We start from the raw sequence: 24,028 nt of genomic DNA, 5'->3' as shown, positions 1-24,028 counted from the left end.
CCCTACCCGAAGACTTCCTCGAAATGCGTCGTCATCGCGCGCCATGACCGGCGGTTCGCCGCCTCGTTGAACTTGAGCGCGGGGTTGGCGCTGCCGTCCTGGTCGGGGCGGGTGAAGGCGTGGACGACGCCGGTGTAGGCGATCGTTTGGCAATCGGCGCCGGCGTCGCGCATCTCGCCGAGGAACCCCGACAGCGCGGCATAGTCGATCATCGGGTCCTCGGCGCCGTGGCAGATCAGCAAATGCGCGTGGATGCCGCCGGGGGCGACCTTGGTCGACGTCTGGAGCGCGCCGTGCATGCTGACCCCGGCCGCCATCAGCGGGTTACTCGCGCGCGCGAGTTCGAGCATCACCGCGCCGCCGAAGCAGAAGCCGACCGCGCCGATCCGGCCGTCGCAACGCGGGTGCGCCTTCAACGCCTCGAGCGCCGCTCCCGAACGGCCATTGAGCAACGGGATGTCGCCGCGCAGTTCGCCGATCCACTTGAGCCCCTCGTTGAAGTCGCCCGGAGTCCGCCCCTCGCCATAGACATCGGCGGCGAGCGCGACATAGCCGAGTTCGGCGGCGATCCGGTCGGCCCAGCCCTGGTTGTGCGGGCCGACGCCGTTGATGTCGTGGAACAGCGCGATGCCGGGGACGCGGGCGTCGCCGGCGGGGAGCGCGATGCCGCCGCGGCAGGTCGTTCCGGCGTGGTCGTAATCGAAGGCGACGGTCATGCTTGGTCTCCTGGAAAGGCCGCCGGTCCATGCCGCCGAACAAGCGACTCGACAAGTCTGCTGCGACGACGGACACTCGCGCCAATCTTTGGGAGGACGTGCCATGGCCGAAACCCTGACGACGCGCGGCGACCCCGAGCCGCAGAGCCGAACGACCAGCGAAGCCGAGCCACAGATCCGCACGGTCGGCACCGCCGACCTGACCGACTCGCTCCGCAAGGGGCTCGACGACTTCAAATTGATGCCGACGTATCTCGTCTTGCTGACGCTGATCTACCCCGCAGTCGGGCTGATCGCGGCGCGCGCGGCGCAGGGCAACGATGTAGTGCCGCTGATCTTTCCGCTGATCTCGGGCTTCGCGCTCGTCGGGCCGTTGGCGGCGGTCGGGCTGTACGAACTGAGCCGCCGTCGCGAGGCCGGGCTCGACACGCGCTGGACGCATGTCTTCGACGTCCTCAAGGCGAAGTCGATCTCGACGATCATTGGCCTCGGCGTGATTCTTGCGGTCCTGTTCGCCGCGTGGCTGGCGTCGGCGGTCGCGATCCAGCAGTGGGCGATGGGGGCGCAGAGCGCGGGCGACATCCCGACGTTCCTCCACAACGTCGTCGCGACCTCCGGCGGACACATGCTGATTGTCGTCGGCAACCTCGTCGGGCTCGTGTTCGCGGTGGTGACGCTGGCGATCGCAGCGTTCTCCTTCCCCCTCGCGCTCGACCGCGACGTCTCGCTGCCGACCGCGATCTCGACGTCGGTGCGGGCGCTCGTCGCGAACCCCGGGCCGATGGCGCTGTGGGGGCTGATCGTCGTCGGCGGGCTCGTGCTGGGGGCGATCCCGCTGTTCGTGGGGCTGGCGGTGGTGATGCCGATCCTCGGGCATGCGACGTGGCATTTGTACCGGCATGTCGTGGTCTAAATTCCCCCCCCTTGTCCTCCCCGTCTTCGGGGAGGGGGACCATCGCCCTTGCGATGGTGGAGGGGCGGTCGAGCGAACTCGAACTGCGTGTTCGCTCAACCGCCCCTCCACCACGCCTGAAGCGGCGCGGTCCCCCTCCCCGGAGACGGGGAGGATCTAGCTCCGACTCCGTGCCGCCGGGAGGGAAACGACGCACCCTCTAGCCGCCCGTCCCCCGCATGCTAAACCCAACGCCATGAGCAAATATTTCCCCTTCTCCGCGATCGTCGGCCAGTCGGAGATGAAGGCGGCGCTGCTGATCGCCGCGGTCGACCGCTCGATCGGCGGGGTGATGGTGTTCGGCGACCGCGGGACCGGCAAGTCGACTGCGGTCCGTGCGCTCGCCGCGCTGCTGCCGCCGATCCGCGTCGTCGCCGGATCGCGCTACAACGCCGACCCCGACCGCCGCGCCGATTATGCCGCCGACCCTGCGGCAGCGAAGGGCAAGGCGATCGACGGCCCGGTGCCGTTCGTCGACCTGCCGCTCGGCGCGAGCGAGGACCGCGTCGTCGGCGCGCTCGACCTCGAAGCCGCGCTAACGCAGGGGATCAAGCGCTTCGAACCCGGGCTGCTCGCGCGCGCCAACCGCGGCTTCCTCTACATCGACGAAATCAACCTGCTCGAGGATCACATCGTCGACCTGCTGCTCGACGTCGCCGCGAGCGGAGAGAATGTCGTCGAGCGCGAGGGGTTGAGCGTCCGCCACCCGGCACGCGTCGTCCTCGTTGGCAGCGGCAACCCCGAGGAGGGCGAGCTCCGCCCGCAATTGCTCGACCGCTTCGGCCTGTCGGTCGAGGTGCGGACCCCCGACAACCTCAAGGAGCGCATCCTCGTGGTCAAGCGCCGCGACGCGTTCGACCGCGATCCCGCCGCCTTTGCCGCCGAATGGGCCGCAGAGGACGCGAAGGTGCTCGACAGCATCGCCGCCGCGCGGGCGTTGCTGCCGCAAGTCACCGTCGACGACAGCGTGCTCGAAGCGTCGTCGCGGCTTTGCATGGCGGTCGGGGCGGACGGGTTGCGCGGGGAGTTGACCATGCTCCGCGCCGCGCGCGCGACCGCCGCGCTCGACGGCGATGCGCACGTCGACGAGGGGCATCTGATCGAGGTCGCGGCGATGGCGCTGCGCCACCGCCTGCGCCGCAACCCGCTCGACGATGCGGGCTCGACCGCGCGCATTGAACGCGCGCTCGCCGAGCAATTCGGTCTGGGCGAACGCACGAAATCGGCGGCGTGAGCGAGGCTGGCGGGTTGGGCGAGGGCGGCGGCGAGGTTCCCCCGGCCGCTCCCGATCGCTGGGCCGACGCGCTGCTTGCCGCGCGACTGCTCGCGGCAGACCCGGGGCTGGGCGGCATCGTCGTGCGGAGCGCCGCCGGACCCGCGCGCGATGCGTGGCTGGAGGCATACCGTGGCGCGCTGCCCTCCGAAGGCAGCGCCTCGATCATCCGCCGCATCCCGACGAGCATCGATGACGAACGCCTGCTCGGCGGCCTCGACCTCGCCGCGACGTTGAGCGCTGGGCGTCCGATCGTGCTGCGCGGGGTGCTCGCCGAGGCCGATGGCGGGACGATCGTCGTGCCGATGGCCGAGCGGATCGACGTGGGCCTCGCGGGGAAACTCGCGGCGGTGATCGACGCGGGCGAGGTCGCGGTCGAGCGCGACGGGGTCAGCTTGCGGCTGCCGGCGCGGGTGACATTCGTGCTGCTCGACGAGGGGATCGACGACGAGGCGGTGCCCGCGGCGCTGGCGGAGCGGTGTGCGTTCTGGGTGGATTTGGCGGGCGTGCGCGCCCCCTCCACCACGGAAACGGCGCGGTCCCCCTCCCCCGCAAGCGCGAGGGAGGATTTTTCAGGTCCTCCCCCGTCTTCGGGGGAGGGGGACCATCGCCCTTGCGATGGTGGAGGGGGTGTCGCGCTCCCCGACTCCGCACTTGAAACGCTTACCGCGACCGCACTCGCCTTCGGTATCCACTCCGCGCGCGCGACCTTGTTCGCGCTGCGTGCGGCGCGGAGCTGCGCCGCGCTCGCCGGGCACGCGGCAATGACAGAGGACGACGTCATCACCGCCGCGCGCCTCGTCCTGATGGCGCGCGCGACCCGCATGCCCGCGCCGCCGGAAGCCGAGGCGGAGCAAGCGCCGCCCCCGCTGGAGAAGAATGACGGCGAAGACACCAAAACCGACTCGCCCGACGACAACGAACTCACCTCCCAGACCGACATCGTCGTCGAGGCAGTCCGCGCCGCCCTCCCTCCCGGCCTCCTCGCCGCGCTCAGCGCGGGCACCGCCAGCGCGGGCAAGCGCGGCGGGGCAGGGGCGAAGCGCAAGGCGGCGACGCGCGGGCGCCCATCGGGCAGCCGCGCCGGAACCCCCGGCGCGGGGCAAAGGCTCGCGCTGATCGACACCATCCGCGCGGCCGCCCCATGGCAAAAGCTGCGCCGCACCGGTGCGGAGGGCTCGACCCGCGTCATCGTCCGCCGCGACGACTTCCGCATCCGCCGCTTCGTCGAGCGCGCCGAATCGACGACGATCTTCGCGGTCGACGCGAGTGGCTCGGCGGCGATCGCGCGGCTGGCCGAGTCGAAGGGCGCGGTCGAACTCCTGCTCGCCGAGGCGTACGTCAAGCGCACGCAGGTCGCGCTGATCGCGTTCCGCGGCACCGTCGCCGAGGTCGTCCTGCCGCCGACGCGCTCGCTCGCGCGCGCCAAGCGCTGCCTCGCCGACATGGCGGGAGGGGGCGGCACCCCGCTCGCCGCCGGGCTCAACGCCGCGATCGACCTCGCGCGCGCCGCGAAATCGCGCGGACGGACCCCGTTCGTCGTCGTCCTGACCGACGGCCGCGCCAACATCGCGCGCGACGGCACCGCGAGTCGCGAGCGCGCCGGGGCCGACGCGCTGACCGTCGCGCGCGGCTTCGTCGCCGAGCGGATCGCTGCGGCGTTCATCGACACCTCGCCGCGCCCGCGTCCCGAAGGCGCGGCGATCGCGGCGGCGATGGGCGCGCGCTATGCCCCGCTGCCTGCTGCCGGAGCGGCGGCGATGGCGGGCGTCGTCCGGGCGCTGTCGTGATTCCGCCGTCACGCTGGCGGACCGAGGGCGGCGACTGGCCGAACCGCGAGGCGAGCCGCTTCGTCGCGGCGGGCGGGGTGCGCTGGCACGTACAGGTCGCGGGCGAAGGTTCCGTCGTGCTGCTCCTCCACGGCACCGGGGCCGCGTCGCATAGCTGGCGCGATATATTTCCCGACCTGTCTCGTGATTACACCCTCGTCGCCCCCGACCTGCCGGGACACGGCTTTTCGAGCGGCATCGGCGCGCCGACCTTGCCCGCGATGGCGCGCGCCGTGGCGGCGTTGCTGGTGGAACTCGACCTCTCGCCCGCGCTGATCGTCGGCCATTCGGCGGGCGCGGCGATCGGACTGCGGCTGGCGATCGACGCGTACCCCGTCCCCGTCGTCAGCTTCAACGGCGCGCTGCTTCCTTTCCCCGGGATCGCGGCCAAGCTGTTCCCGGCGATGGCGAAGCTGCTGTTCGTCAACCCGCTGGTCCCGGCGATCTTTGCGCTCCAGGCGCGGGGCCCGGGGGTTGTGGCCGGCTTCCTCGAACGCGCGACCGGATCGAAAATCGATGCGCGCGGGGTCGACCTCTACGCCCGGCTATTCCGCCGCCGCGAGCATGTCGCGGGAGCGCTGGCGATGATGGCGAACTGGGACCTCGCCGCGCTCGCCGCCGACTTCGGGCGTGTCCGCGCCCCGGTGCAACTCGTCTACGGCGACCGCGACGCCGCGATCCCGCCATCGGTCGCGACCGAAGTTGCCAAGCGCATCACCGGATCGACGACGCTCGCAATGCCGGGCCTCGGCCACCTCGCGCACGAGGAGGACCCCGCTGCGGCGATCCGCATCATCCGCGACGCGATGGCGGGAAGGGACTGAGATCGTGGAAAATTACTACGGCGCGATCGAGGGCGTCATCTTCGCGGTGATCGTCCTCGGCCTCGCCTTCTGGCAGCTCTGGTCGCTCAGGGACCGCAACAAATAGGCCCTCAGCCCCGTCGCGGCATCCGGAACGGCAGCATCAGCCGCACTACCGGTGACCGGAAGCGGTCGAGCGACAGGCTCTCGTGCACCGCGTCGCACGCCTCGCCGAACAGGCGGGTGCGGAGCGCCGAGCGGACGTAGAACGGACTGTCCTCCCACGTCCGCGCCACCGTCGCCGTTTCCCCGGCATCGACCCGAGTCCCGCGCGCCATCCGCCACCCGCTCGTCGGCAGGCGGAAGCGTGGCGGCGCGTCGACGTGCTCGACCGTCCCGTCGGGGGCGATTCGCAGCGCGAGCGCGAAGCTCGACCCGTCGCGCCGCACCCCGTCGTACAGCACCACCGTGTCGCGGCTGAGGTGCGCGCGCGACCAGTCCCAGTCGGCGAACCCGTCCTCGAGCGCCTCGGTCCCGGCGTTGCTGTCGAGGTAGCCGGTCCCCGACCACGACACGCCGGGCCGCTCCATCGTCACCTCGACGCGGGCGCGCGGCGCGATCGGCCGCCAGCGGTGGCGGCCGCCGGGGTCGAGCGCGAGGCTGTCGGCGACAAGCGCCTGCGGGGTCAGCCGCACCGTGCCACGAACCCGCGACGGGATCGGCGCGCTGACTTCGTCGATCGTCGCGACGAGGCTATCGCCGTCCCAATGCAGAGAGCTCGGTCCGATACTCAGCGATCCGGCGTCGCGGTCGAGCGCCGCGCGTCCGCGCTCGGTCATCGTCCAGCGCTTGGTGCCGGGGCCATACAAAGCGACGTTGACCGCGACGTGATCCGCCGGGTCGCCGCGCCCGCTCCACGCGTAATAGGGTGAGAAAACGCTGCCGATGAAGGCGATCAGCGTCAGTCCGTGGCGTCCGTCGTCAGACAGAGCGTCGATGTACCACCAGCGATAACCGCCCGGTGCTACCGCCCCGTCGAACGCCGGGCCGACAACAAGGCTCGCGCCGCCAGCCGCCCCGACAACGCTGCCATCGGCACCCCCGCCCCCGGATGCGTCGCGCCGCCCGCGAGGTACAACCCGGGTATCCGCGTCGTCGACCCCGGGCGCTGGAACGACGCCCGCCAGCCGTGCGACGCCCGCCCGTACAGCGCGCCCCCCGTCGCCGGGAACAGCGCAGCGAAGTCCGCCGGGGTCGTCCGGACCGTCGCGTCCGCCGTCGGCGCGACCGTCAGCCCGCTGCGTTCGAGCATCGCGAAGGTCGCCTGTTCGCAAGCGTCGATCTCCCCGGGAGTCAGGCCCCGCGCGTCGGCGGTGGCGGGTGCGTTGACGATCATGTGCAGCCGTTCACGCGCGTGTCCAGTCGGCTTGTCACCGCGGTCCTCCGCGCAGATGTACACGCTCGGGGTCGCGGGGAGGCGGTGCTGGTCGAAGATCGCGTCGAATTCGGCGCTGTAATCGTCGGCGAAAAAGACATTGTGGTGGCTCAGCTCGAACCCCGACGTCTCGGCGACGATAGTCCACGTCAGCGCCGACAGCGACCGGTCGCGCGCCGGCATCTTGGCCACCGCACGCGATGCCGCCGGTCCGAAGCGGCCGCTCGCCAGCGCTTGCGGGTCGGCGTTGACGACGACCGCCGAGGCGTCGATTCGCTCGCCCGACGCGAGGACGACGCCCTCCGCGCCGCTGCGTCCGACGACGATTTCGGCGACCGGGGCGGCGTAGCGGAACGCGGCTCCGCGACTGACCGCGAGCGCTTCGAGCGCGCGGGCGATCCGGTGCATGCCGCCGTCGACCTGCCACACCCCGCTGTTCTCGACGTGGGCGATCAGCATGAGAGTCGCGGGCGCGAGGTACGGCGACGCCCCCGAATAGGTCGCATAGCGGCCGAACAACTGGCGCAATCGGGGGTCGTGGAAATAGCCGCCGAGTGCCCCCCACAAGGTCTCGAACGGGCGGATGCTGAGCAGGTCGCCGGGGCGCGACAGCCCGATCCGCGCGGTCAGTCCGAGCGGATTTGTCGCAGGCGCATCGAGGAAGCTCGACTCGAGCGTGGTGTAGGTCCGCTTTGCCTCGGCGGCGAAGGCGCGAAAGCGCGTCGCCTCGGCGGCTCCGGCAAAGTCGCCGATCGCGTTGGCCGAGGCGTCGATGTCGGCGAATAGGTCGAGTCGCGCGTCGGGTCCCCAGGCGTGACGCGCGAGCGTCGTCACCGGGCGCAGCGTCAGATAGTCGTCGAGGCTCGCCCCGGCCGCGGCGAAGATCGCCTCGAACACCCAGCGCATCGTGAACACCGTCGGCCCGGCGTCGAGCGCGCGCCCGTCGATCGTCAGCTCGCGGAGCTTGCCGCCCGGGGTCGCCGCCGCCTCGCAGACGACGACGTCCTCGCCGGCCGCCGCGAGCAAGGCCGCCGCGGTCAGCCCGCCGACGCCGGCTCCGATGATGACGATAGGGCGCATTGCGCGTTCATACGGCGAAGCGGCGGCTGACCGCAAAGCCCTGTCCTACACGCGACGATTCGGCCTAATCTCGCGGCTTCGGGTCTCTTTGGCGAGGCGCGTGCGGGAAAGGATCGTGTCGAGAATGCCAATCACAAATCGCACTGTCGCAAGATGATTACAATTTCGGCAAGATTTCAGCACTTTTCAAAATGCGTTTTGTGTGGACTTAGTGGACTTAGCCGGTTTGGTTCGCATTCGAACCGCCTCCCGACTCGGTTTCCGCAATGACTACCTTCCACGAGCGGTGGATCATCTGGCGCAACCGCCGCCTTGGCGATCCGGCCTTCCAGCGGTGGGCGGCGAAGTTCCCGCTGACCCGCCCGGTCGCCCGGCGGCGGGCTCGTGCGCTGTTCGATATCGTCGCGGGCTTCACCTATTCGCAGGTCGCTTACGCCGTCATCGAGGTCGGGCTGCTGCCGTTCGTCGAGGGCGCTAAGCGCTCGCTCGCCGAGGTCGCGGCGCATACCGGCCTGCCGCCCGTGGGGGCCGAGCGCCTGCTCAAGGCGGCGATCGCGCTCGACCTGATCGAGGCGGCGGGGGGCGGGTATCTGCTCGGCAGCGCAGGCGCGGCGATGCTCGGGAACCCGGGCGTGCCCGAGATGATCGCGCACCACCGCTACCTCTACGCCGACCTCGCCGACCCAGTCGCGCTGCTCCGCGGCGGGGCGGGATTGCTTGCGGCATATTGGCCGTATAGCGCGGCGAGCGACGAGCGGACGGCGGCGTATTCGGCGCTGATGGCGGCGTCTCAGCCGATGCTCGCGGGGCAGATCCTCGACGCGTATCCGCTGAGCGGGCACAAGCGGCTGCTCGATATTGGGGGCGGGGCAGGGGTGTTCCTTCGCGCCGCGGGCGCGCGGTTCCCCGCACTTAGGTTGACACTTTTCGATTTGCCCGCGGTTGCCGCGCGGCTTGCCGACCCGGCAATCGACGCTGTCGGCGGCAGCTTTGTCGACGATCCACTGCCCGCCGAGGCCGACGTCATCAGCCTCGTCCGCGTCCTCCACGACCATGACGATGCGGTGGTCGCGGCGCTGCTGGCGAAAGTCCACGCAGTGCTTCCGTCTGGAGGAACGGTGCTCGTCGCCGAGCCGATGGCGGAGACTCCAGGAGCCGCGCCTATCGGCGACGCATATTTCGGGATGTACCTGCTCGCGATGGGGTCGGGTCGCCCGCGGTCGGCGGTGGTGCTTCGGGCGATGCTGGATGTTGCCGGGTTTTCCGAGGTTCGCGAGCATGCGACCGCAATCCCGATGCTCGTCAGGGTGTTGACCGCTACCCGATAAATCCTTGTTGACACTCCCGACCGTCAACCTAGACTGACACTTATGAGCTGTCAGGACAGACTGACAGTCAGCGGCGGTTAAGGGGATCATCCCGACCGCCCCGGGGTTGGTCGATGCAGACGATGGCAGTGGTTTTGGAGGCTCCCGAGCGGTTATCGCTCCGGCCCCTGACCTTGCGCCCGGTCGAGGCGCACGACGTTGTCGTCGAGGTCGACCACAGCGGGATTTCAACCGGGACCGAGCGGCTGCTCTACACCGGCACGATGCCCGCCTTCCCCGGCATGGGCTATCCGCTCGTCCCCGGTTACGAGTCGGTCGGGCGCGTCGTCGCCGCCGGAGCCGAGGCGCAGGACCGCATCGGCGACACCGTCTTCGTGCCCGGGGCAAACTGCTACACCGACGCCCGCGGCCTGTTCGGCGGCGCTGCCCGCCGGGTGATCCTGCCCGCCGCCAAGGCGCTGCGCGTCGACCCGGCGCTCGGCAGCCAAGCCGCACTGCTCGCGCTCGCCGCCACCGCCTATCACGCCCTCGCCGGGGGCAAGCCCGCCGAACTCATTGTCGGTCACGGCGTCCTCGGCCGCCTGATGGCGCGGATCGCGGTCGCTACTGGAGGGTCGCCGACCGTCTGGGAAACCAACCCCGCCCGCGCCTCGGGGGCGATTGGCTACGCGGTCACAGACAGCGCCGCCGACGACCGCCGCGACTATGCCGCGATCTACGACGTTAGCGGTGCCGCCACCATGCTCGACCCGCTGATCGGGCGGCTGGCGAAGGGCGGCGAGGTCGTCCTCGCTGGCTTCTACGACCGGCTCGACTTCGCCTTTCCGCCCGCCTTCATGCGCGAGGCCACCATCCGCATCGCCGCCGAGTTCAAACCCGCCGACCTCGTCGCGGTCACTGCGCTGATCGCCGAAGGCCGCCTCTCGCTCGACGGGCTGGTGACGCACGTCGTCCCCGCCGCCGCCGCCAACGACGCCTATGTCACCGCCTTCGGCGACGCGTCGTGCCTCAAGATGGTTCTCGACTGGAGTGACGTCGCATGAGTTTGGATGTCCTCGACCGCGTCGATGTGCTCCGTGAGGAGGCCGCCCTCGAGCCCGATCCAGTCCACACCGGGGAAGTCACCAAGGAGACGCAGATCATCGCGATCTACGGCAAGGGCGGCAGCGGCAAGTCGTTCGCGCTGTCGAACCTCAGCTACATGCTCGCCCAGCAGGGCAAGCGCGTCCTGCTGATCGGCTGCGATCCCAAGTCCGACACAACCAGTTTGCTGTTTGGCGGCAAGTCGTGCCCGACGATCATCGAGACCAGCGCCAAGAAGAAACTCGCCGGGGAGGAGGTCCGCATCGAGGACGTCTGCTTCATGCGCGACGGCGTCTTCGCGATGGAATTGGGCGGTCCCGAGGTCGGTCGCGGCTGCGGCGGGCGCGGCATCATCCACGGGTTCGAACTGCTCGAGAAGCTCGGCTTCCACGACTGGGGCTTCGACTATGTCCTGCTCGACTTCCTTGGCGACGTCGTCTGTGGCGGCTTCGGCCTGCCGATCGCCCGCGACATGTGCCAGAAGGTCATCGTCGTCGGGTCGAACGACCTCCAGTCGCTCTACGTCGCCAACAACGTCTGCAAGGCGGTCGAATACTTCCGCAAGATGGGCGGTAACGTCGGCGTCGCGGGCATCCTGATCAACAAGGACGACGGCTCGGGGGAGGCGCAGGCCTTTGCCGAAGCCGTCGGCATCCCGGTCCTGATCTCGATCCCGGCCAACGAGGACATCCGCAAGAAGAGCGCCAACTACCAGATCATCGGTACGCCTGGCTCGCAGTGGGGCGGCCTGTTCGAGGAGCTCGCGGTCAACGTCGCCGAGGCCCCGCCGGTCCGCCCGACGCCGCTGACCGCCGACGGCCTGCTCGGGCTGTTCTCGCCCGAGGACACCGGCGCCAACGTCACGCTCCAGCCCGCGACCCAGGCCGCGATGCGCGGCGTCGCCTTCGTTCCCAAGGTCAGCCTCGAAGTGGTCTACGATGCTGTCTGAGGCTACCTTGCCTCTGGTTGCTGACGCTGGATCGGCTCCGGTCGAGGGTGGCTGCGCGTCGGGCAGTACGCTCGTTACCGCCGCTCGGGCTGCGGGCAAGTCGGAGGTCCTCGACCGCTATGCGGCGGACTATCCGAAGGGTCCGCACGACCAGCCGCAGTCGATGTGCCCGGCGTTCGGCTCGCTCCGGGTCGGTCTGCGGATGCGCCGCACCGCGACCGTCCTCTCGGGCAGCGCCTGCTGCGTCTATGGCCTGACTTTCACCTCGCACTTCTACGGCGCGCGCCGGACCGTCGGCTACGTCCCGTTCAACTCGGAGACGCTCGTCACCGGCAAGCTGTTCGAGGACATCCGCGACGCGGTCTTCGACCTTGCCGACCCCGCGCTCTACGACACGATCGTCGTCACCAACCTCTGCGTGCCGACGGCCAGCGGGGTGCCGCTCCAGCTCCTGCCGAAGGAGATCAACGGCGTCCGCATCATCGGCATCGACGTCCCCGGCTTCGGCATCCCGACCCACGCCGAGGCGAAGGACGTGCTTGCCGGGGCGATGCTCGCCTACGCCCGGCGGGAAGCCGAGGCCGGTCCCGTCGCCGCCCCGGCGTCGCGCCCCGACCTGCCGACCGTCACCCTGCTCGGCGAGATGTTCCCCGCCGACCCGATGGGCATCGGCGCGATGCTTGCCCCGATGGGCCTCGCCGCCGGTCCGGTCGTCCCGACCCGCGAATGGCGCGAGCTGTACAGCGCGCTCGATTGCGCCGTCGTCGCCGCGATCCACCCGTTCTACACCGCCAGCGTCCGCGAGTTCACCGCCGCCGGGCGGAGCGTCGTCGGCTCGGCCCCGGTTGGACGCGACGGCACAGCCGCATGGCTCGACGCGATCGGCGCGGCGACCGGCACCGCTCAGCGTCTGACCGACACCGCCAAGAACAAGGTGCTGCCCGCGATCGGCGTGGCACTGGCGAACGCCCCGATCAAGGGCCGGATCACCGTCTCGGGCTATGAAGGTTCCGAGCTGCTCGTCGCGCGGCTGCTCGTCGAGAGCGGCGCCGATGTCCAATATGTCGGTACCGCCTGCCCGAAGACGCCGTGGTCCGAGCCCGACCGCGCATGGCTCGAGGCGCACGGCGTCCCGGTCAAGTATCGCGCCAGCCTCGCCGACGACCTCGCCGCGGTGGATGCCTTCAAGCCCGACCTTGCGATCGGCACGACCCCGGTCGTCCAGCACGCCAAGGAGCGCTCGATCCCGGCGCTGTATTTCACCAACCTGATCTCCGCCCGCCCGCTGATGGGCGTCGCCGGAGCGGGCAGCCTCGCCACCGTGATCAACGCCGCGCTCGGCAACCAGGCGCGCTTCGACAAGATGAGCGCCTTCTTCGAGGGCGTCGGCACCGGCGACACCGCCGGCGTCTGGGAAGACACGCCGCGCCTCCGTCCCGAGTTCAAGGCCAAGTACGCCGGCCAGCGGATCGCTGCGGCGAAGGCCGAGGAGTCGGTCGGGTCATGACGCTGGTTCTCGATCATGACCGCGCCGGCGGATATTGGGGGGCGGTCTACGCCTTCACCGCGATCAAGGGCCTGCAGGTCATTATCGACGGTCCGGTCGGGTGCGAAAACCTGCCGGTGACGTCGGTCCTCCACTACACCGACGCGCTCCCGCCGCACGAATTGCCGATCGTCGTTACCGGTCTCGGCGAGCAGGAGCTCGGCCGCGACGGCACCGAGGGCGCGATGAAGCGCGCGTGGAAGACGCTCGATCCCGACCTGCCCGCGGTCGTCGTCACCGGCTCGATCAGCGAGATGATCGGCGGCGGCGTCACTCCCGAAGGCACCAACATCGCGCGCTTCCTGCCGCGGACGATCGACGAGGACCAGTGGCAGGCCGCCGACCGCGCGCTGACGTGGCTGTGGACCCAGTTCGGCGCGAAGAAGGTCGCCCCGCCGCGCCCGCTCAAGGAAGGGCAGAAGCCCAAGGTCAACATCATCGGGCCGCAATATGGCTGCTTCAACCTGCCGAGCGACCTCGCCGAGATCCGCCGCCTGATCGAAGGCATCGGCGCCGAAGTCCACATGGTCTTCCCGCTCGGCAGCCACCTTGCCGACGTCAAGCGGCTCCCCGAAGCGGCGGTCAACGTCTGCATGTACCGCGAGTTCGGTCGCGGCCTCTGCGAGACGCTCGAGCGGCCGTACCTCCAGGCGCCGATCGGCCTCGAGTCGACGACTTTGTTCCTCCGCAAGCTCGGCGAGCTGACCGGCCTCGACCCCGAGGCGTTCATCGAGCGCGAGAAGCACACGACGATCAAGCCGGTGTGGGACTTGTGGCGGTCGGTGACGCAGGACTTCTTCGGCACCGCGAGCTTCGCCGTCGTCGCCACCGAGACCTACGCCCGCGGCATCCGCGCGTTCCTCGAGACCGACCTCGGCCTGCCGTGCACCTTCGCCTTCAGCCGCACAGCAGGGGTCAAGCCCGACAATGCCGCGGTCCGCGAGGCCATCCGCACCACGCCGCCACTCGTCCTGTTCGGCAGCTACAACGAGCGGATGTACCTCGCCGAGCTCGGCGGCCGGTCGATCTACGTCCCCGCGAGCTTTCCCGGCGCGGTCATCCGCCGCCACACCGGCACGCCATTCATGGGCTATTCGGGCGCGACCTTCATCATCCAGGAAGTCTGCAACGCGCTGTTCGACGCGCTGTTCAACATCCTGCCGCTATCGACGACGATGGATGCGGCCCGCCCCGCTGCCGACGCGACGCTCTCGCGGATCCATAAGGAACTGGCGTGGGACGACGCCGCCCGTGCCGATCTCGATGCGCTCGTCGAGGCGCAGCCGGTCGTCGTCCGGATCTCGGCGGCCAAGCGGCTCCGCGATGCTGCCGAGCGCAGCGCGCGGGCTGCGGGCGAGACCGAGGTCACCCCCGCCCGCGTCGCATATGCCGCGCGCCTCGAGGCGCAGGCAGCATGAGCCACGGGCACACTCTTTCGGCCGCTACGGCCAACCCATTCTTCGCGGCGGCTGGCGCCGCGTTGAACTCCGCCTCGCCGGCTGGTCGGCGACCCTTTCAGGCGGGCATCAAGGAGGCGACGAATGATTGAAAAAGACGACGGGATCGGGGTGCGGACATACCTCACCGCCGAAGAGGCCAAAGACTTCCACAAGCTGTTCATGATGAGCTTCATCATCTTCACGGTGATCGCGATCATCGCGCACTTCCTCGTGTGGCAATGGCGCCCGTGGCTGCCCGGCCCGAACGGCTACGCAACGCCGACCACCACCGCGAGCGTCGTGACGCCCGCCGCTGCAACCCATAGCTAAGGGGACCGACCATGTGGAGAATGTGGCAGACCTTTGACCCGCAGCGCGTCCTTGCCGCGCTCGGTATCTTCCTGTTCGTGCTGGCGCTGTTGATTCACTTCATCCTGCTCAGCACCAACCGGTTCAACTGGCTCGACGGTCCGAAGGCCGGTCCGGCAGCGATGGGCGTCGCTGCACAGGCCGACCCCGCGGCCGCGACCCCGGCTGCAGTCGTTGCTGCCGATCCGGCCGCTGCACCCGCGGCTGCCCCGGCGGCGGTCTCGCAGTAGTCGACCAAGCGCGACGGGTGGGGACACGTTGGTCCCCACCCGCCGCTTAACCCTGAAGGGGTTGGAGATCAGGCATGGCACTGCTGAGTTTCGAGCGGAAATACCGCGTCCGTGGCGGGACGCTGATCGGCGGCGATCTGTTCGACTTCTGGGTCGGACCGTTCTTCGTCGGGTTCTTTGGCGTCACGACGATCTTTTTCTCGATCCTCGGTACCGCCCTGATCTTTTACGGCGCATCGATCGGCGACACGTGGAATCCGTGGCTGATCAATATTGCGCCGCCTGACCTGAAATACGGCCTGGCACTCGCACCGATGACCGAAGGCGGCATCTGGCAGATCGTGACCATCTGCGCGATCGGGGCGTTCAGCTCGTGGGCGCTGCGTGAGGTCGAAATCTGCCGCAAACTGGGCATCGGCTATCATGTGCCGTTCGCCTTTGCGGTTGCGATCTTCGCCTATGTCAGTCTCGAGGTGATCCGCCCGATGCTGCTCGGCGCATGGGGCTACGGGTTCCCGTACGGCATCTTCAGTCACCTCGATTGGGTGTCGAACACCGGCTACCAGTACCTCCATTTCCACTATAATCCGGCGCACATGCTCGCGGTGAGCTTCTTCTTCACCACGACGCTTGCACTCGGCCTCCATGGCTCGCTGATCCTGTCCGCCGCGAACCCCAAAAAGGGTGAAGTGATGAAGGCACCGGAGCATGAGGATACGTTCTTCCGCGACCTCATCGGTTACTCGGTCGGAACGTTGGGCATCCACCGTGTCGGTCTGTTCCTCGCCCTATCGGCGGGCTTCTGGAGCGCGGTTTGCATCATCATCAGCGGACCGTTCTGGTCACGCGGCTGGCCCGAATGGTGGACGTGGTGGCTCGATCTGCCGATCTGGCGCCAATAGGGGAGGACTGAGACATGGGTTATCAGAATATCTTTACCCAGATTCAGGTCCGCTCGGCGCCTGAGATGGGAGTCCCGCTGCCCAAGGGTGACTGGGCGCGTGACGGTCGGCCGGGCGAGTCTTATCTTATGGGTAAGCTCGGCGAGGCGCAGATCGGGCCGTTCTACCTTGGACGACTTGGCCTCGCGTCGCTGTTTCTCGGCTTTCTTGCCTTTGAAATCATCGGCCTCAACATGTGGGCCTCGGTCAACTGGGACCCTGTTCAGTTCCTGCGCCAGCTGCCGTGGCTCGCGCTCGAGCCACCCGCGCCGAAGTACGGCCTCAAAATCCTCCCGCCACTGGCGGAGGGCGGATGGTGGCTGATCGCCGGCTTCTGTATGACCGCATCGGTTCTCCTTTGGTGGGCACGCACTTTCGTCCGGGCACGCCGGCTCGGGTTGGGGACGCATGTGGCCTGGGCTTTCGCCAGCGCCATTTTCCTGATGCTTTCGCTGGGCTTCATTCGCCCGGTGCTGATGGGGAGCTGGTCGGAGGCGGTGCCGTTCGGGATTTTTCCGCACCTCGACTGGACCGCTGCATTTTCGATCCGCTACGGCAATTTGTTCTACAACCCGTTCCACTGCCTCTCGATCGTGTTCCTATACGGTTCGACCCTGCTGTTCGCGATGCACGGCGCGACGATCCTGGCGGTCGGGCGCTACGGCGGCGAGCGCGAGCTCGAGCAGATCACCGATCGCGGGACTGCGGCAGAACGCGCCGGGCTGTTCTGGCGCTGGACGATGGGCTTCAACGCGAGCTATGAGTCGATCCACCGCTGGGCATGGTGGTTCGCGGTGCTGACGACGCTGACCGGCGGCATCGGCATTCTGCTAACCGGGACGGTTGTCGACAACTGGTTCCTGTGGGCGCAGCAGCACGGCTATGCACCGCATTATCCGAGCACCGGGGTGGTCGACCCGGCGACGCTTCCGGGGGCACCGAAATGAGCAACGCGCGCGTGAAGACGGCGATCGGGATCGCGGCAGGAACGGCAGCATTGCTGTCGGCTTGCGGCGAAGCCCCGCCGATGAAGGGCGCCCAGCTCGGGTTTCGCGGCACCGGCCTCCAGCAGGTGTCGAACCCTCGGCTCGAAGCGGCGCTGCGCCCGGACAATCTGATCCCGGCCACGCCGTACGCGCTCGACCCCGACACCGGTGGCGAGCGCGCAAGCCACGCGTACCAGAACGTCCAGGTTCTTGGCGATCTGAGTACCGACTCGTTCAACCATCTGATGGCGTCGATCACCCAGTGGGTCGCGCCGCCAGCGCAAGGGTGCAACTACTGCCACAACCCTGAAAACATGGCGTCGGACGCGATCTACACCAAGGTTGTCGCGCGCAAGATGTTGCAAATGACGCGGAATATCAACGCCAACTGGACGAGCCACGTCCAGCAGGTCGGCGTCACCTGCTACACCTGCCATCGCGGCAATGCGGTGCCGAAGTATGTCTGGAACGAGGATCCCGACGTCGTCCGAAACGCTGGCCAGCTACGTGGCAACAGTCGCGGGATCGCCCGCGCAGGCCAGGCTTCGGTCAAGTTCGCTTCGCTGCCATACGACCCGTTCACGCCGTATCTGCTCGGGTCGTACCCGATCCGGGTTCAGTCGAAGGTGCCCGACGGCGGTCCCGAGGTGCCGATCAAGGCGACCGAGGCGACCTACGGCCTGATGATGCACATGGCAGGGTCGCTCGGGGTCAATTGCGACTATTGCCACAACAGCCGGGCATGGTCGGATTGGTCGCAGAGCCGGCCCCAGCGGGTCACCGCATGGTACGGCATCCGCATGGTTCGCAACATCAACAACGTCTACATCAACAAGGTCGCGTACGCGATGCCAGCGAACCGCAAGGGTCCGCTCGGCGACCCGTACAAGGTCAACTGCAACACCTGCCACCAGGGCGTGAATAAGCCCCTGTATGGCGTCAGCATGCGCAAGGAGCATCCGCAGCTCTGGGGTCCGGTAACGGCCGACACGAGCCACCAGATGGCTCCCGGCGTGCCCGCGGCTGCGGTACCGACCCCGACCGGGGCAGCGCCGAAGGTTGCTGCGGTAACCGCTCCGGCTAAGGCCGCGACGGCTGCCGCGACGCCGCAGGCGAATGGCAAGACCGCGTCGGCTCAGGGAGCTGTTCCGGCAGGCTGAGCCAAATGGTAACTATCCGGGCCGGTCCGCCGATATGGCGGGCCGGTTTTTTTGTGTCTGGAGGTTCCGCCGATTCTCCAAACCGGCTGCGAGCAGACGGTAGAATGTGCGCTATCGGCAGGTCGTGTAGCTTGGGCCGTCGCGCGCACATGGTGCCGCACATGCCCGCACATCGTCGCGATCGGCCTGCTCGCGCCAAGGCACATTTCGCGCGAGGCGATTTGGGTTAGGGCAGGGTTTCCTGAACCAGCGAGGCGTTATCGGAGCGATAAACGAATTTGCTAAGCGTGTGGGCTCCAAGACGGACCGGGTCCTGGCTTTCGCCTGGATGACGACGTCGTGTGAGTTCGTACGAACCGTCGCGGGCGTCGGATTCGAGCACGCCTCACGGACTTGCCTCCATCTGCGCAGCACGTCCAAGGCGCTAAGTTAGTATGTAGCGGTCATCCCGCGTAGGCGGGGACCCATCACGAATGTTGGAATTATGAGTCCCCGCCTTCGCGGGGGGGATGACGATTTATGGATTGCTTGTCGGGCCTCGTAGCGAACGGCAATCCGCCTCTACCTCACGCGGCGGCGGCGACCCGGGCCAGCGCGCACTGGCTCCAAATTTCCGACAGCGCGCGGACGAGCTTGTCGATGTCGTCGTCGCTGTGGACCGGCGACGGCGTGATGCGAAGCCGCTCGGTGCCCTTTGGAACGGTCGGGTAGTTGATCGGCTGGACGTAGATGCCGTGGTTGTCGAGCAGCCAGTCGCTGATCATCTTGCAGTGGCGCGGGTCGCCGACCATCACCGGGATGATGTGGCTGGGGTTGTCCATCACCGGGATGCCGATCGCGTTCAGGCGGCGGCGGACCTTGGCGACGCGCTCCTGGTGGGCAGTCCGCTCGGCGGACGACGCCTTGAGGTGGCGGACGCTCGCGGCGGCGCCGGCGGCGATCGCCGGGGGCAGCGCGGTGGTGAAGATGAAGCCGCTGGCGAAGCTGCGGACGAAATCGACCATCGGCTTCGACCCGGCGATGTAGCCGCCCATGACGCCGAACGCCTTGCCGAGCGTGCCCTCGATCACCGTCAGCCGGTCCATCAGACCTTCGCGATCAGCTATCCCGCCGCCGCGCGGGCCGTACAGGCCGACGCCGTGGACCTCATCGAGGTACGTCATCGCGCCGTGCATATCGGCCACGTCGCAGAGTTCCTTGATCGGGGCGATGTCGCCGTCCATCGAATAAACGCTCTCGAACGCAACGAGCTTGGGCAGCGACGGATCGAGCCGCGACAGGCGGCGGTCGAGATCCTCGGGGCTGTTGTGGGTGAAGACCTGGCGTTCGGCGCGGCTGTGGCGGATGCCCTCGATCATCGAGGCGTGGTTGCCGGCGTCGGACAGGACGACGCAGCCGGGCAGGCGCGCGGCGATCGTGCCGAGCGCAGCCCAGTTCGAGACATAGCCGCTGGTGAACAGCAGCGCCGCGTCCTTGCCGTGAAGGTCGGCAAGTTCGTTCTCGAGCAGGACATGGTGGTGGTTGGTGCCGCTGATGTTGCGCGTGCCGCCGGCACCGGCACCGCACTGGTCGAGCGCGGCGTGCATTGCGTCGAGCACGATCGGCGACTGGCCCATGCCGAGATAGTCGTTTGAGCACCAGACGGTGACCTCCGACTGCTCGCCATCGAGGTGGCGAGTCGCGCGCGGAAACTGGCCGTTTCTCCGCTCGAGGTCGGCGAATACGCGGTAGGCCCCTTCGCCGCGCAATGCGTCGAGCTGGTCCTGGAACAGTGCGTCGTAGTTCATCACAATCCCCATTCTTCTTCTTACTTGGCTTGTCCAGCCTTAGATGTCATCGCCCAACGCCAAAGTGCCGCATCGGGCAGCGGCAGCACCAGAAACCAGTGTTCGAGAATCGCCAACGCGACGAGCGCGAACAACAACGTCAGGCCGACGGCTTCGGCCCCGGCAGAGACCGCGCCGAACGCCGCTTCCGCCAGCCCGACGGCAACGATCGTCGACGCGACGATCGACACCGGGAACAGCCAGTTGAAGCGCTTGGTGCGGAAATAGCTTTTCAGATAGCCGAGGTGGTCGGGCAGGAAGTCGACCGTCAGGTTCGGCACGCCGATGAAGATGTTGAGCTTGGTCGACAGCCGCATGACGAACAGGATCGCGAAGGTCGCGGCGGCAGTCTGGTTCGGCCTGCCCCAGCTCAGCGCGACGAGCACGGCGGCGGTCAGGGCGAGCGCGATCTCGTGGTAGATCAGCGTCGCGGCGGCGAGCTTGAAGCGCGTCCAGCCGGTCGCATGCGGCGGGCAGGGGGCTTTGCGCGGGCCGGTGATGATGCCCATCAGGAAGCTCATCTCGTGCCAGCCCCAGACGGCGAGGGCGCAGGTGAAGCCGAGGTACGCGCCCATCGCGCTCGGGTCGGCGGCGCTGCGGGCGACGCCGAACAGCGCGGCGACGGCGACGACGCTCGCGGCGGCGAAGCTCCAGCGGAAGGTACGCTTCGGCAGCCCGTCGAGCCAGATGATGACCCCGGTGCTGACGAACCAGATCAGCAGCGCGTAAAGCACGGGAAGGCCGTCGCGTGCGGCCATCAGTAGGCCGGCTGCAGGCGGATGGTGGCGGGAAGCGGGTTCTCGACGCTGCGCGAGGTCATCAGCCGGACGAAGGCGGCCCCGGCCGCGAGCATCCAGCCGGCGCGCTTGACCGCGCCGCCGATCCCGCCCTGCGCCTTGGCGCGGCCGAGACCGTCCGACGCACGGAGCATCGCGTCGAGCCCGGCGCGGAACGCGGGAGCGTCGGCGTCGAGCGTGATCGGGAAAACCTGGCGGCTGATCTCGGAGGTCACGCGGAAAACCTTATAGTCGTAATCGTCGATATCGACCCCGAGTGCCGTGTGGAATGCCGTCCGGCCATGATCCCGGACAAACATCGTCGCATAAACCGAGACGAGGAAAAAGCGCACCCAGAAGCGGTTGAACCCGGTCAGCAGCTTGGGGTCAGCGCGCATCAGCAGGGCGAAGGCGTCGCCGTGGCGGAACTCGTCGTTGCACCACCGGTCAAAGAACTTGAAGATCGGGTGGAAGCGATGCTCGGGGTGCTGCGCGAGGTGGCGGAAGATCGTGATGTAGCGCGCATAGCCGATCTTCTCCGACAGATAGACCGCGTAGAAGATGAATTTCGGCCGGAAGTAGGTGTATTTCTTCGTCTTGGTGAGAAAGCCGAGGTCGACGCCGATGCCGGCGTCCTTGAGCGTGTCGTTGAGGAAGCCGGCGTGGCGGGCTTCGTCGCGGCTCATCAGCTTGAACAGGTTGCGGATGTCGGGGTTGGTCACGCGCTTGGCGATCTCGGCGTAAAGGATGCAGCCCGAGAACTCCGACGTCATCGACGAGACGAGGAAGTCGATGAATTCCTTGCGGAGTTCGGGCTCGAGATTGTCGAGGACGCCGTCGAATTCGGGGGTGCGGCGGAAGTGGCGCTTGTTGGTGTCGGTCCGCATCTCGGCGATCAGCGAATCCCATTCGTGGCGGACCGGCTCGACGTCGATCCGGTCCATCGCCGCGAAATCGGTCGTGTAGAAGCGAGGGCTGAGGACGGTGTCCTCGGTCGCCATGCCGAACGTGTCGGTGACGCGGGAGCCTTTGGCGGCACCGTCGATCTTCGTGTGGGCGTTCACAGGCCCCTCCCGGTAAAGCTGACTTCGTAGAGTTCGCTCATGCCGAAATGCCCGGCGAAGCGCGTCCAGGCGCGGAGCAATGCCCCGGCGCGAGTGAGCGTGGCGTCACGGCGGACGACGATCTTCTCGCCGAACGCGACGCGGATCGCCGCGCCGTGGACAAGGACGCGGTCGCCCGGGCCGATCGCCGGGTTGCCGTCGAGCGCGACATGCGCGTGAAGGCTTTCGTTGCTGTGCTCGACCTCGACGGTGCAGGCGATCGTCTCGGCGGTGCTGAAGACGCCCATCACAGGTCGACCTTCCCGAGCTCGGCTTCCTTGCTCGCGACCGGGCGGTGGGTCAGCAGCAGGTCGGCGAACGACTGCTTGTTGGTCGGGCCGAACGAGCCGAGCTCGACGTTGCGCCCGGTCGACGGGTCGAACAGGGTCAACGCGCCGTCGCTGAACAGGGTCAGACGGAACGGCGGGCTCTTGCCGATGCCGCGGAGCAGCCGGTCGCGCGCCATGCCGCGAAGGACGCCGCGGATGAAGCCGTTGTTGGTGCCGTGCGGCAGGACCGCGGCGACGGTGCCGCGGGTCGTGTCGTCGATCACCAGCGCGCCGTCGGTGCGATCGGTGAAGCGCAGGTCGCGGGTCTCGACGACGGTGACGTGATGCGCCGCGCGCTCGGTCGTCGCGGTCTGGATCGGCGGCAGATAGCCCAGCCGCGGGCCGGCGGCGAACAGGATCGTCACGCCGACGAGAAGCCCGGCACCGATCAGCGGCGCCTTGGGAAATGGCTGGGAGTCGATCTCGCTCATGCCGCCAGCGATCCCTTCGACGCAGCGGGAGCGAAGACCTGCGCGGCAGTCGGCTCGGCGAAGCTGCCGCGGCGGCCGGGGACGGCGGCGGCGAGCGCCTCGCCGAGGATGCGGGCGACGGCACGCGGCTCGGGGAGCGAGCGCAGCATCGGCTCGGGCTTGCCCACCCGCCACGGGCGGACGTGCGGCCAGAGGTGGATGTAGCCGAGGCGGGTCTCCTTGACCGCGAGCGGCAGGTCGCCGGTGCCGTCATTGTGGATCTCGAGCCCGGCGGCGGCGATCTGGGTGAAGGGCAGGTTGACGCATTTCGGCAGCGCGATGCCGAAGCGCAGGACGACGCGCTTGTTGGTGATCGTGTAGACCGTCGCGCGCGCAGCCATCCAGCCGAGCAGCGTCAGCAGGCTGAACGCCGCCGCACCGACGCCGAGCGTGATCTCGAGACCGGGCAGCGCGCTCGCGAAGGTCTTGTGTCCGGTCGCGACGTTGAGCAGGCTCCACGCGATCAACACCGCGAAATAGCCGCCGACGAGGTACGTGTGCATCGCCTTGCGCGCGAGCGACCGCCACGCCGGGCTGCCCTGCCAGACGATATGCTCGCCCGGCGGCAGCAGCCCCGGCAGGCCGCGGATCGGTTCGTTGGCGTATTCGCTCACAGGAACGGCTCGATGCGCGAACGCTTGGAATAGAGGTACCCGCCGCCGAAGTAGCCGATCACGCGCTCCTCTTCGTTGAAGGTGATCTGGCTATCGCTGGCGAGCGCGGGCGCGGCGGCGAACTGGTCGGCGCGGATCGCATCGACCTTGACCGTGCCGCGCCGCGAACTGACCTGGCACATCGCCATCGGCGCGGTGACGGTCCGTCCGGCGCCGCCGGCGTCACCCATCAGCCGGACCTCGATGTAGCGGATGACCCGCTCCATCTGGTCGACCCAGACGTTGCTGACGACACCCGCCATGACGTTGTCGCAGCCGAACACCGGCATCCCGATCGGGTTGCGGTCCTGCCGGGCGATCCAGAAGCCGTGGCTTTTGTCGAGCGGCACGATCTTGGGGCTACCGTCGAGCATGATGTCGGGGGCATGTGCGCGCTCGGCCCACGCCGCCGGGCCGACGCCGTCGATCAGCGGGTTGCCGGTCGGCTCGATCGGCGCACCTTCATACGGCGACATCCGGCGGGTCTTGGGGTTGGGGGCCTCGAAGACGCGCTTGCCAGGGGCGTGGACGACGCCGCGGCCGTTCGACAGGACGAAGGTCTTGTCATCGGGGCGGAACAGCCAGCCGGGGTTTTCGAGGCGGCCGGTGACATCGCTTTCGAGCGGATAGCCCTCGCGCCGGTCTTCGCGCCGCAGGTAGATGATCAGCCCGATGAAAAACAGGAAGAAGGCCCAGAGCGCCAGTTCGGCAAGGTCGGTGTTACCGACGAGATAATAGTTCACGGGCGTCTC

Annotated in this window: 24 protein-coding genes; 14 read left to right on the top strand and 10 right to left on the bottom strand. The window is 68.5% G+C overall.

Features of this window, described 5'->3' with window-relative positions; all coding sequences use genetic code 11:
- Nucleotides 1-2: 2 nt before the first annotated feature.
- Nucleotides 3-716 (bottom strand): dienelactone hydrolase family protein, encoded by a 714-nt coding sequence (locus KZX46_RS18760; protein WP_219775233.1) that lies wholly within the window; start codon nt 714-716, stop codon nt 3-5.
- Between the two features lie 103 nt (nt 717-819).
- On the opposite strand from KZX46_RS18760, the gene KZX46_RS18755 reads away from it, so the two are divergent.
- The 4 genes from KZX46_RS18755 to bchO all read left to right on the top strand — a co-directional run bounded on the left by KZX46_RS18755 (nt 820) and on the right by bchO (nt 5,594).
- Nucleotides 820-1,629 carry a DUF2189 domain-containing protein gene (locus tag KZX46_RS18755; protein ID WP_219775232.1) on the top strand — a complete coding sequence of 270 codons (810 nt, stop codon included), beginning with the start codon at nt 820-822 and terminating at the stop codon, nt 1,627-1,629.
- Between the two features lie 235 nt (nt 1,630-1,864).
- The gene (gene bchI / locus KZX46_RS18750; protein WP_219775231.1) at nt 1,865-2,902 is read left to right on the top strand and encodes a magnesium chelatase ATPase subunit I; all 1,038 of its coding nucleotides are present in this window, start codon (nt 1,865-1,867) and stop codon (nt 2,900-2,902) included.
- On the top strand, nt 2,899-4,731 hold the full coding sequence (locus tag KZX46_RS18745) for a magnesium chelatase subunit D (protein WP_226896059.1): 1,833 nt from the start codon (nt 2,899-2,901) through the stop codon (nt 4,729-4,731). Before bchI ends, KZX46_RS18745 begins: the two co-directional genes overlap by 4 nt.
- Nucleotides 4,728-5,594, top strand: coding sequence for an alpha/beta fold hydrolase BchO (gene bchO / locus KZX46_RS18740; RefSeq protein ID WP_226896058.1), 867 nt, complete (start codon nt 4,728-4,730; stop codon nt 5,592-5,594). Before KZX46_RS18745 ends, bchO begins: the two co-directional genes overlap by 4 nt.
- Nucleotides 5,595-5,704: 110 nt before the next feature.
- On the opposite strand, the gene KZX46_RS18735 is transcribed toward bchO, so the two are convergent.
- Together KZX46_RS18735 and crtD are read right to left on the bottom strand one after the other, a co-directional pair.
- The gene (locus KZX46_RS18735; protein WP_219775230.1) at nt 5,705-6,412 is read right to left on the bottom strand and encodes a hydratase; all 708 of its coding nucleotides are present in this window, start codon (nt 6,410-6,412) and stop codon (nt 5,705-5,707) included.
- 185 nt (nt 6,413-6,597) lie between these two features.
- Nucleotides 6,598-8,088: a 1-hydroxycarotenoid 3,4-desaturase CrtD gene (crtD, locus tag KZX46_RS18730; protein ID WP_219775229.1), complete on the bottom strand. Its 1,491-nt coding sequence runs from the start codon at nt 8,086-8,088 to the stop codon at nt 6,598-6,600.
- A gap of 266 nt (nt 8,089-8,354) precedes the next feature.
- Between crtD and KZX46_RS18725 the strand changes: the two genes are divergently transcribed.
- From KZX46_RS18725 to pufC, 10 genes are all read left to right on the top strand, one after another.
- Nucleotides 8,355-9,416 carry a methyltransferase gene (locus KZX46_RS18725; protein ID WP_219775228.1) on the top strand — a complete coding sequence of 354 codons (1,062 nt, stop codon included), beginning with the start codon at nt 8,355-8,357 and terminating at the stop codon, nt 9,414-9,416.
- Nucleotides 9,417-9,529: 113 nt separating this feature from the next.
- On the top strand, nt 9,530-10,459 hold the full coding sequence (gene bchC / locus KZX46_RS18720; RefSeq protein ID WP_219775227.1) for a chlorophyll synthesis pathway protein BchC: 930 nt from the start codon (nt 9,530-9,532) through the stop codon (nt 10,457-10,459).
- Nucleotides 10,456-11,448, top strand: a complete 993-nt coding sequence (locus tag KZX46_RS18715; protein ID WP_219775226.1) for a chlorophyllide a reductase iron protein subunit X — start codon at nt 10,456-10,458, stop codon at nt 11,446-11,448. The genes bchC and KZX46_RS18715 overlap by 4 nt, the downstream gene beginning before the upstream one ends.
- Nucleotides 11,449-11,611: 163 nt before the next feature.
- A complete protein-coding gene (gene bchY / locus KZX46_RS18710; RefSeq protein ID WP_370647559.1) occupies nt 11,612-12,955 on the top strand; it encodes a chlorophyllide a reductase subunit Y in 1,344 nt (447 codons plus the stop codon).
- Nucleotides 12,952-14,412: a chlorophyllide a reductase subunit Z gene (bchZ, locus tag KZX46_RS18705; protein WP_219775224.1), complete on the top strand. Its 1,461-nt coding sequence runs from the start codon at nt 12,952-12,954 to the stop codon at nt 14,410-14,412. Before bchY ends, bchZ begins: the two co-directional genes overlap by 4 nt.
- Nucleotides 14,413-14,535: 123 nt before the next feature.
- A complete protein-coding gene (gene pufB / locus KZX46_RS18700; RefSeq protein ID WP_216709295.1) occupies nt 14,536-14,763 on the top strand; it encodes a light-harvesting antenna LH1, beta subunit in 228 nt (75 codons plus the stop codon).
- A 20-nt stretch (nt 14,764-14,783) separates the two neighbouring features.
- Entirely contained in the window at nt 14,784-15,032 is a 249-nt protein-coding gene (gene pufA, locus KZX46_RS23530) for a light-harvesting antenna LH1, alpha subunit (RefSeq protein ID WP_370647489.1), read from the top strand.
- Between the two features lie 74 nt (nt 15,033-15,106).
- Nucleotides 15,107-15,934, top strand: coding sequence for a photosynthetic reaction center subunit L (gene pufL, locus KZX46_RS18690; RefSeq protein ID WP_216709297.1), 828 nt, complete (start codon nt 15,107-15,109; stop codon nt 15,932-15,934).
- 14 nt (nt 15,935-15,948) lie between these two features.
- Nucleotides 15,949-16,920 carry a photosynthetic reaction center subunit M gene (pufM, locus tag KZX46_RS18685; RefSeq protein ID WP_219775223.1) on the top strand — a complete coding sequence of 324 codons (972 nt, stop codon included), beginning with the start codon at nt 15,949-15,951 and terminating at the stop codon, nt 16,918-16,920.
- Nucleotides 16,917-18,119: a photosynthetic reaction center cytochrome PufC gene (gene pufC / locus KZX46_RS18680; protein WP_226896056.1), complete on the top strand. Its 1,203-nt coding sequence runs from the start codon at nt 16,917-16,919 to the stop codon at nt 18,117-18,119. The genes pufM and pufC overlap by 4 nt, the downstream gene beginning before the upstream one ends.
- Before the next feature lie 566 nt (nt 18,120-18,685).
- Here pufC and hemA read toward each other — a convergent pair.
- The 7 genes from hemA to puhA are packed head-to-tail and all read right to left on the bottom strand — an operon-like array spanning nt 18,686 to nt 24,019.
- Nucleotides 18,686-19,906 carry a 5-aminolevulinate synthase gene (hemA, locus tag KZX46_RS18675; protein WP_216709299.1) on the bottom strand — a complete coding sequence of 407 codons (1,221 nt, stop codon included), beginning with the start codon at nt 19,904-19,906 and terminating at the stop codon, nt 18,686-18,688.
- Between the two features lie 20 nt (nt 19,907-19,926).
- Nucleotides 19,927-20,703, bottom strand: a complete 777-nt coding sequence (gene puhE / locus KZX46_RS18670) for a putative photosynthetic complex assembly protein PuhE (RefSeq protein WP_219775222.1) — start codon at nt 20,701-20,703, stop codon at nt 19,927-19,929.
- Nucleotides 20,703-21,785, bottom strand: a complete 1,083-nt coding sequence (gene acsF, locus KZX46_RS18665) for a magnesium-protoporphyrin IX monomethyl ester (oxidative) cyclase (RefSeq protein WP_226896055.1) — start codon at nt 21,783-21,785, stop codon at nt 20,703-20,705. The genes puhE and acsF overlap by 1 nt, the downstream gene beginning before the upstream one ends.
- Nucleotides 21,782-22,072 carry a hypothetical protein gene (locus KZX46_RS18660; protein WP_216709301.1) on the bottom strand — a complete coding sequence of 97 codons (291 nt, stop codon included), beginning with the start codon at nt 22,070-22,072 and terminating at the stop codon, nt 21,782-21,784. Before KZX46_RS18660 ends, acsF begins: the two co-directional genes overlap by 4 nt.
- Nucleotides 22,072-22,584, bottom strand: a complete 513-nt coding sequence (gene puhC / locus KZX46_RS18655) for a photosynthetic complex assembly protein PuhC (protein ID WP_219775221.1) — start codon at nt 22,582-22,584, stop codon at nt 22,072-22,074. The genes KZX46_RS18660 and puhC overlap by 1 nt, the downstream gene beginning before the upstream one ends.
- Nucleotides 22,581-23,237 (bottom strand): photosynthetic complex putative assembly protein PuhB, encoded by a 657-nt coding sequence (gene puhB, locus KZX46_RS18650; protein ID WP_216709303.1) that lies wholly within the window; start codon nt 23,235-23,237, stop codon nt 22,581-22,583. The genes puhC and puhB overlap by 4 nt, the downstream gene beginning before the upstream one ends.
- A complete protein-coding gene (puhA, locus tag KZX46_RS18645; protein ID WP_219775220.1) occupies nt 23,234-24,019 on the bottom strand; it encodes a photosynthetic reaction center subunit H in 786 nt (261 codons plus the stop codon). Before puhA ends, puhB begins: the two co-directional genes overlap by 4 nt.
- Nucleotides 24,020-24,028 lie beyond the last annotated feature (9 nt).

Source organism: Polymorphobacter sp. PAMC 29334 (assembly GCF_019431245.1).
GTDB classification, from domain to species: domain Bacteria; phylum Pseudomonadota; class Alphaproteobacteria; order Sphingomonadales; family Sphingomonadaceae; genus Polymorphobacter_B; species Polymorphobacter_B megasporae.
The sequence above is the reverse complement of the archived record's forward strand: the minus strand, read 5'-3'. Positions and strand labels throughout refer to the sequence as shown.

What these genes read in the sequence shown, in the direction of transcription:
- KZX46_RS18660 (WP_216709301.1), bottom strand. Translation starts at nt 22,072, where the DNA reads ATGGGCGTCTTCAGCACCGCCGAGACGATCGCCTGCACCGTCGAGGTC.
- bchY (WP_370647559.1), top strand. Translation starts at nt 11,612, where the DNA reads ATGTGCCCGGCGTTCGGCTCGCTCCGGGTCGGTCTGCGGATGCGCCGC.
- KZX46_RS18735 (WP_219775230.1), bottom strand. Translation starts at nt 6,412, where the DNA reads ATGACCGAGCGCGGACGCGCGGCGCTCGACCGCGACGCCGGATCGCTG.
- crtD (WP_219775229.1), bottom strand. Translation starts at nt 8,088, where the DNA reads ATGCGCCCTATCGTCATCATCGGAGCCGGCGTCGGCGGGCTGACCGCG.
- bchC (WP_219775227.1), top strand. Translation starts at nt 9,530, where the DNA reads ATGCAGACGATGGCAGTGGTTTTGGAGGCTCCCGAGCGGTTATCGCTC.
- KZX46_RS18715 (WP_219775226.1), top strand. Translation starts at nt 10,456, where the DNA reads ATGAGTTTGGATGTCCTCGACCGCGTCGATGTGCTCCGTGAGGAGGCC.
- pufM (WP_219775223.1), top strand. Translation starts at nt 15,949, where the DNA reads ATGGGTTATCAGAATATCTTTACCCAGATTCAGGTCCGCTCGGCGCCT.
- bchZ (WP_219775224.1), top strand. Translation starts at nt 12,952, where the DNA reads ATGACGCTGGTTCTCGATCATGACCGCGCCGGCGGATATTGGGGGGCG.
- bchI (WP_219775231.1), top strand. Translation starts at nt 1,865, where the DNA reads ATGAGCAAATATTTCCCCTTCTCCGCGATCGTCGGCCAGTCGGAGATG.
- KZX46_RS18755 (WP_219775232.1), top strand. Translation starts at nt 820, where the DNA reads ATGGCCGAAACCCTGACGACGCGCGGCGACCCCGAGCCGCAGAGCCGA.
- pufC (WP_226896056.1), top strand. Translation starts at nt 16,917, where the DNA reads ATGAGCAACGCGCGCGTGAAGACGGCGATCGGGATCGCGGCAGGAACG.
- KZX46_RS18760 (WP_219775233.1), bottom strand. Translation starts at nt 716, where the DNA reads ATGACCGTCGCCTTCGATTACGACCACGCCGGAACGACCTGCCGCGGC.
- puhE (WP_219775222.1), bottom strand. Translation starts at nt 20,703, where the DNA reads ATGGCCGCACGCGACGGCCTTCCCGTGCTTTACGCGCTGCTGATCTGG.
- hemA (WP_216709299.1), bottom strand. Translation starts at nt 19,906, where the DNA reads ATGAACTACGACGCACTGTTCCAGGACCAGCTCGACGCATTGCGCGGC.
- pufA (WP_370647489.1), top strand. Translation starts at nt 14,784, where the DNA reads ATGTGGCAGACCTTTGACCCGCAGCGCGTCCTTGCCGCGCTCGGTATC.
- pufB (WP_216709295.1), top strand. Translation starts at nt 14,536, where the DNA reads ATGATTGAAAAAGACGACGGGATCGGGGTGCGGACATACCTCACCGCC.
- puhC (WP_219775221.1), bottom strand. Translation starts at nt 22,584, where the DNA reads ATGAGCGAGATCGACTCCCAGCCATTTCCCAAGGCGCCGCTGATCGGT.
- pufL (WP_216709297.1), top strand. Translation starts at nt 15,107, where the DNA reads ATGGCACTGCTGAGTTTCGAGCGGAAATACCGCGTCCGTGGCGGGACG.
- KZX46_RS18725 (WP_219775228.1), top strand. Translation starts at nt 8,355, where the DNA reads ATGACTACCTTCCACGAGCGGTGGATCATCTGGCGCAACCGCCGCCTT.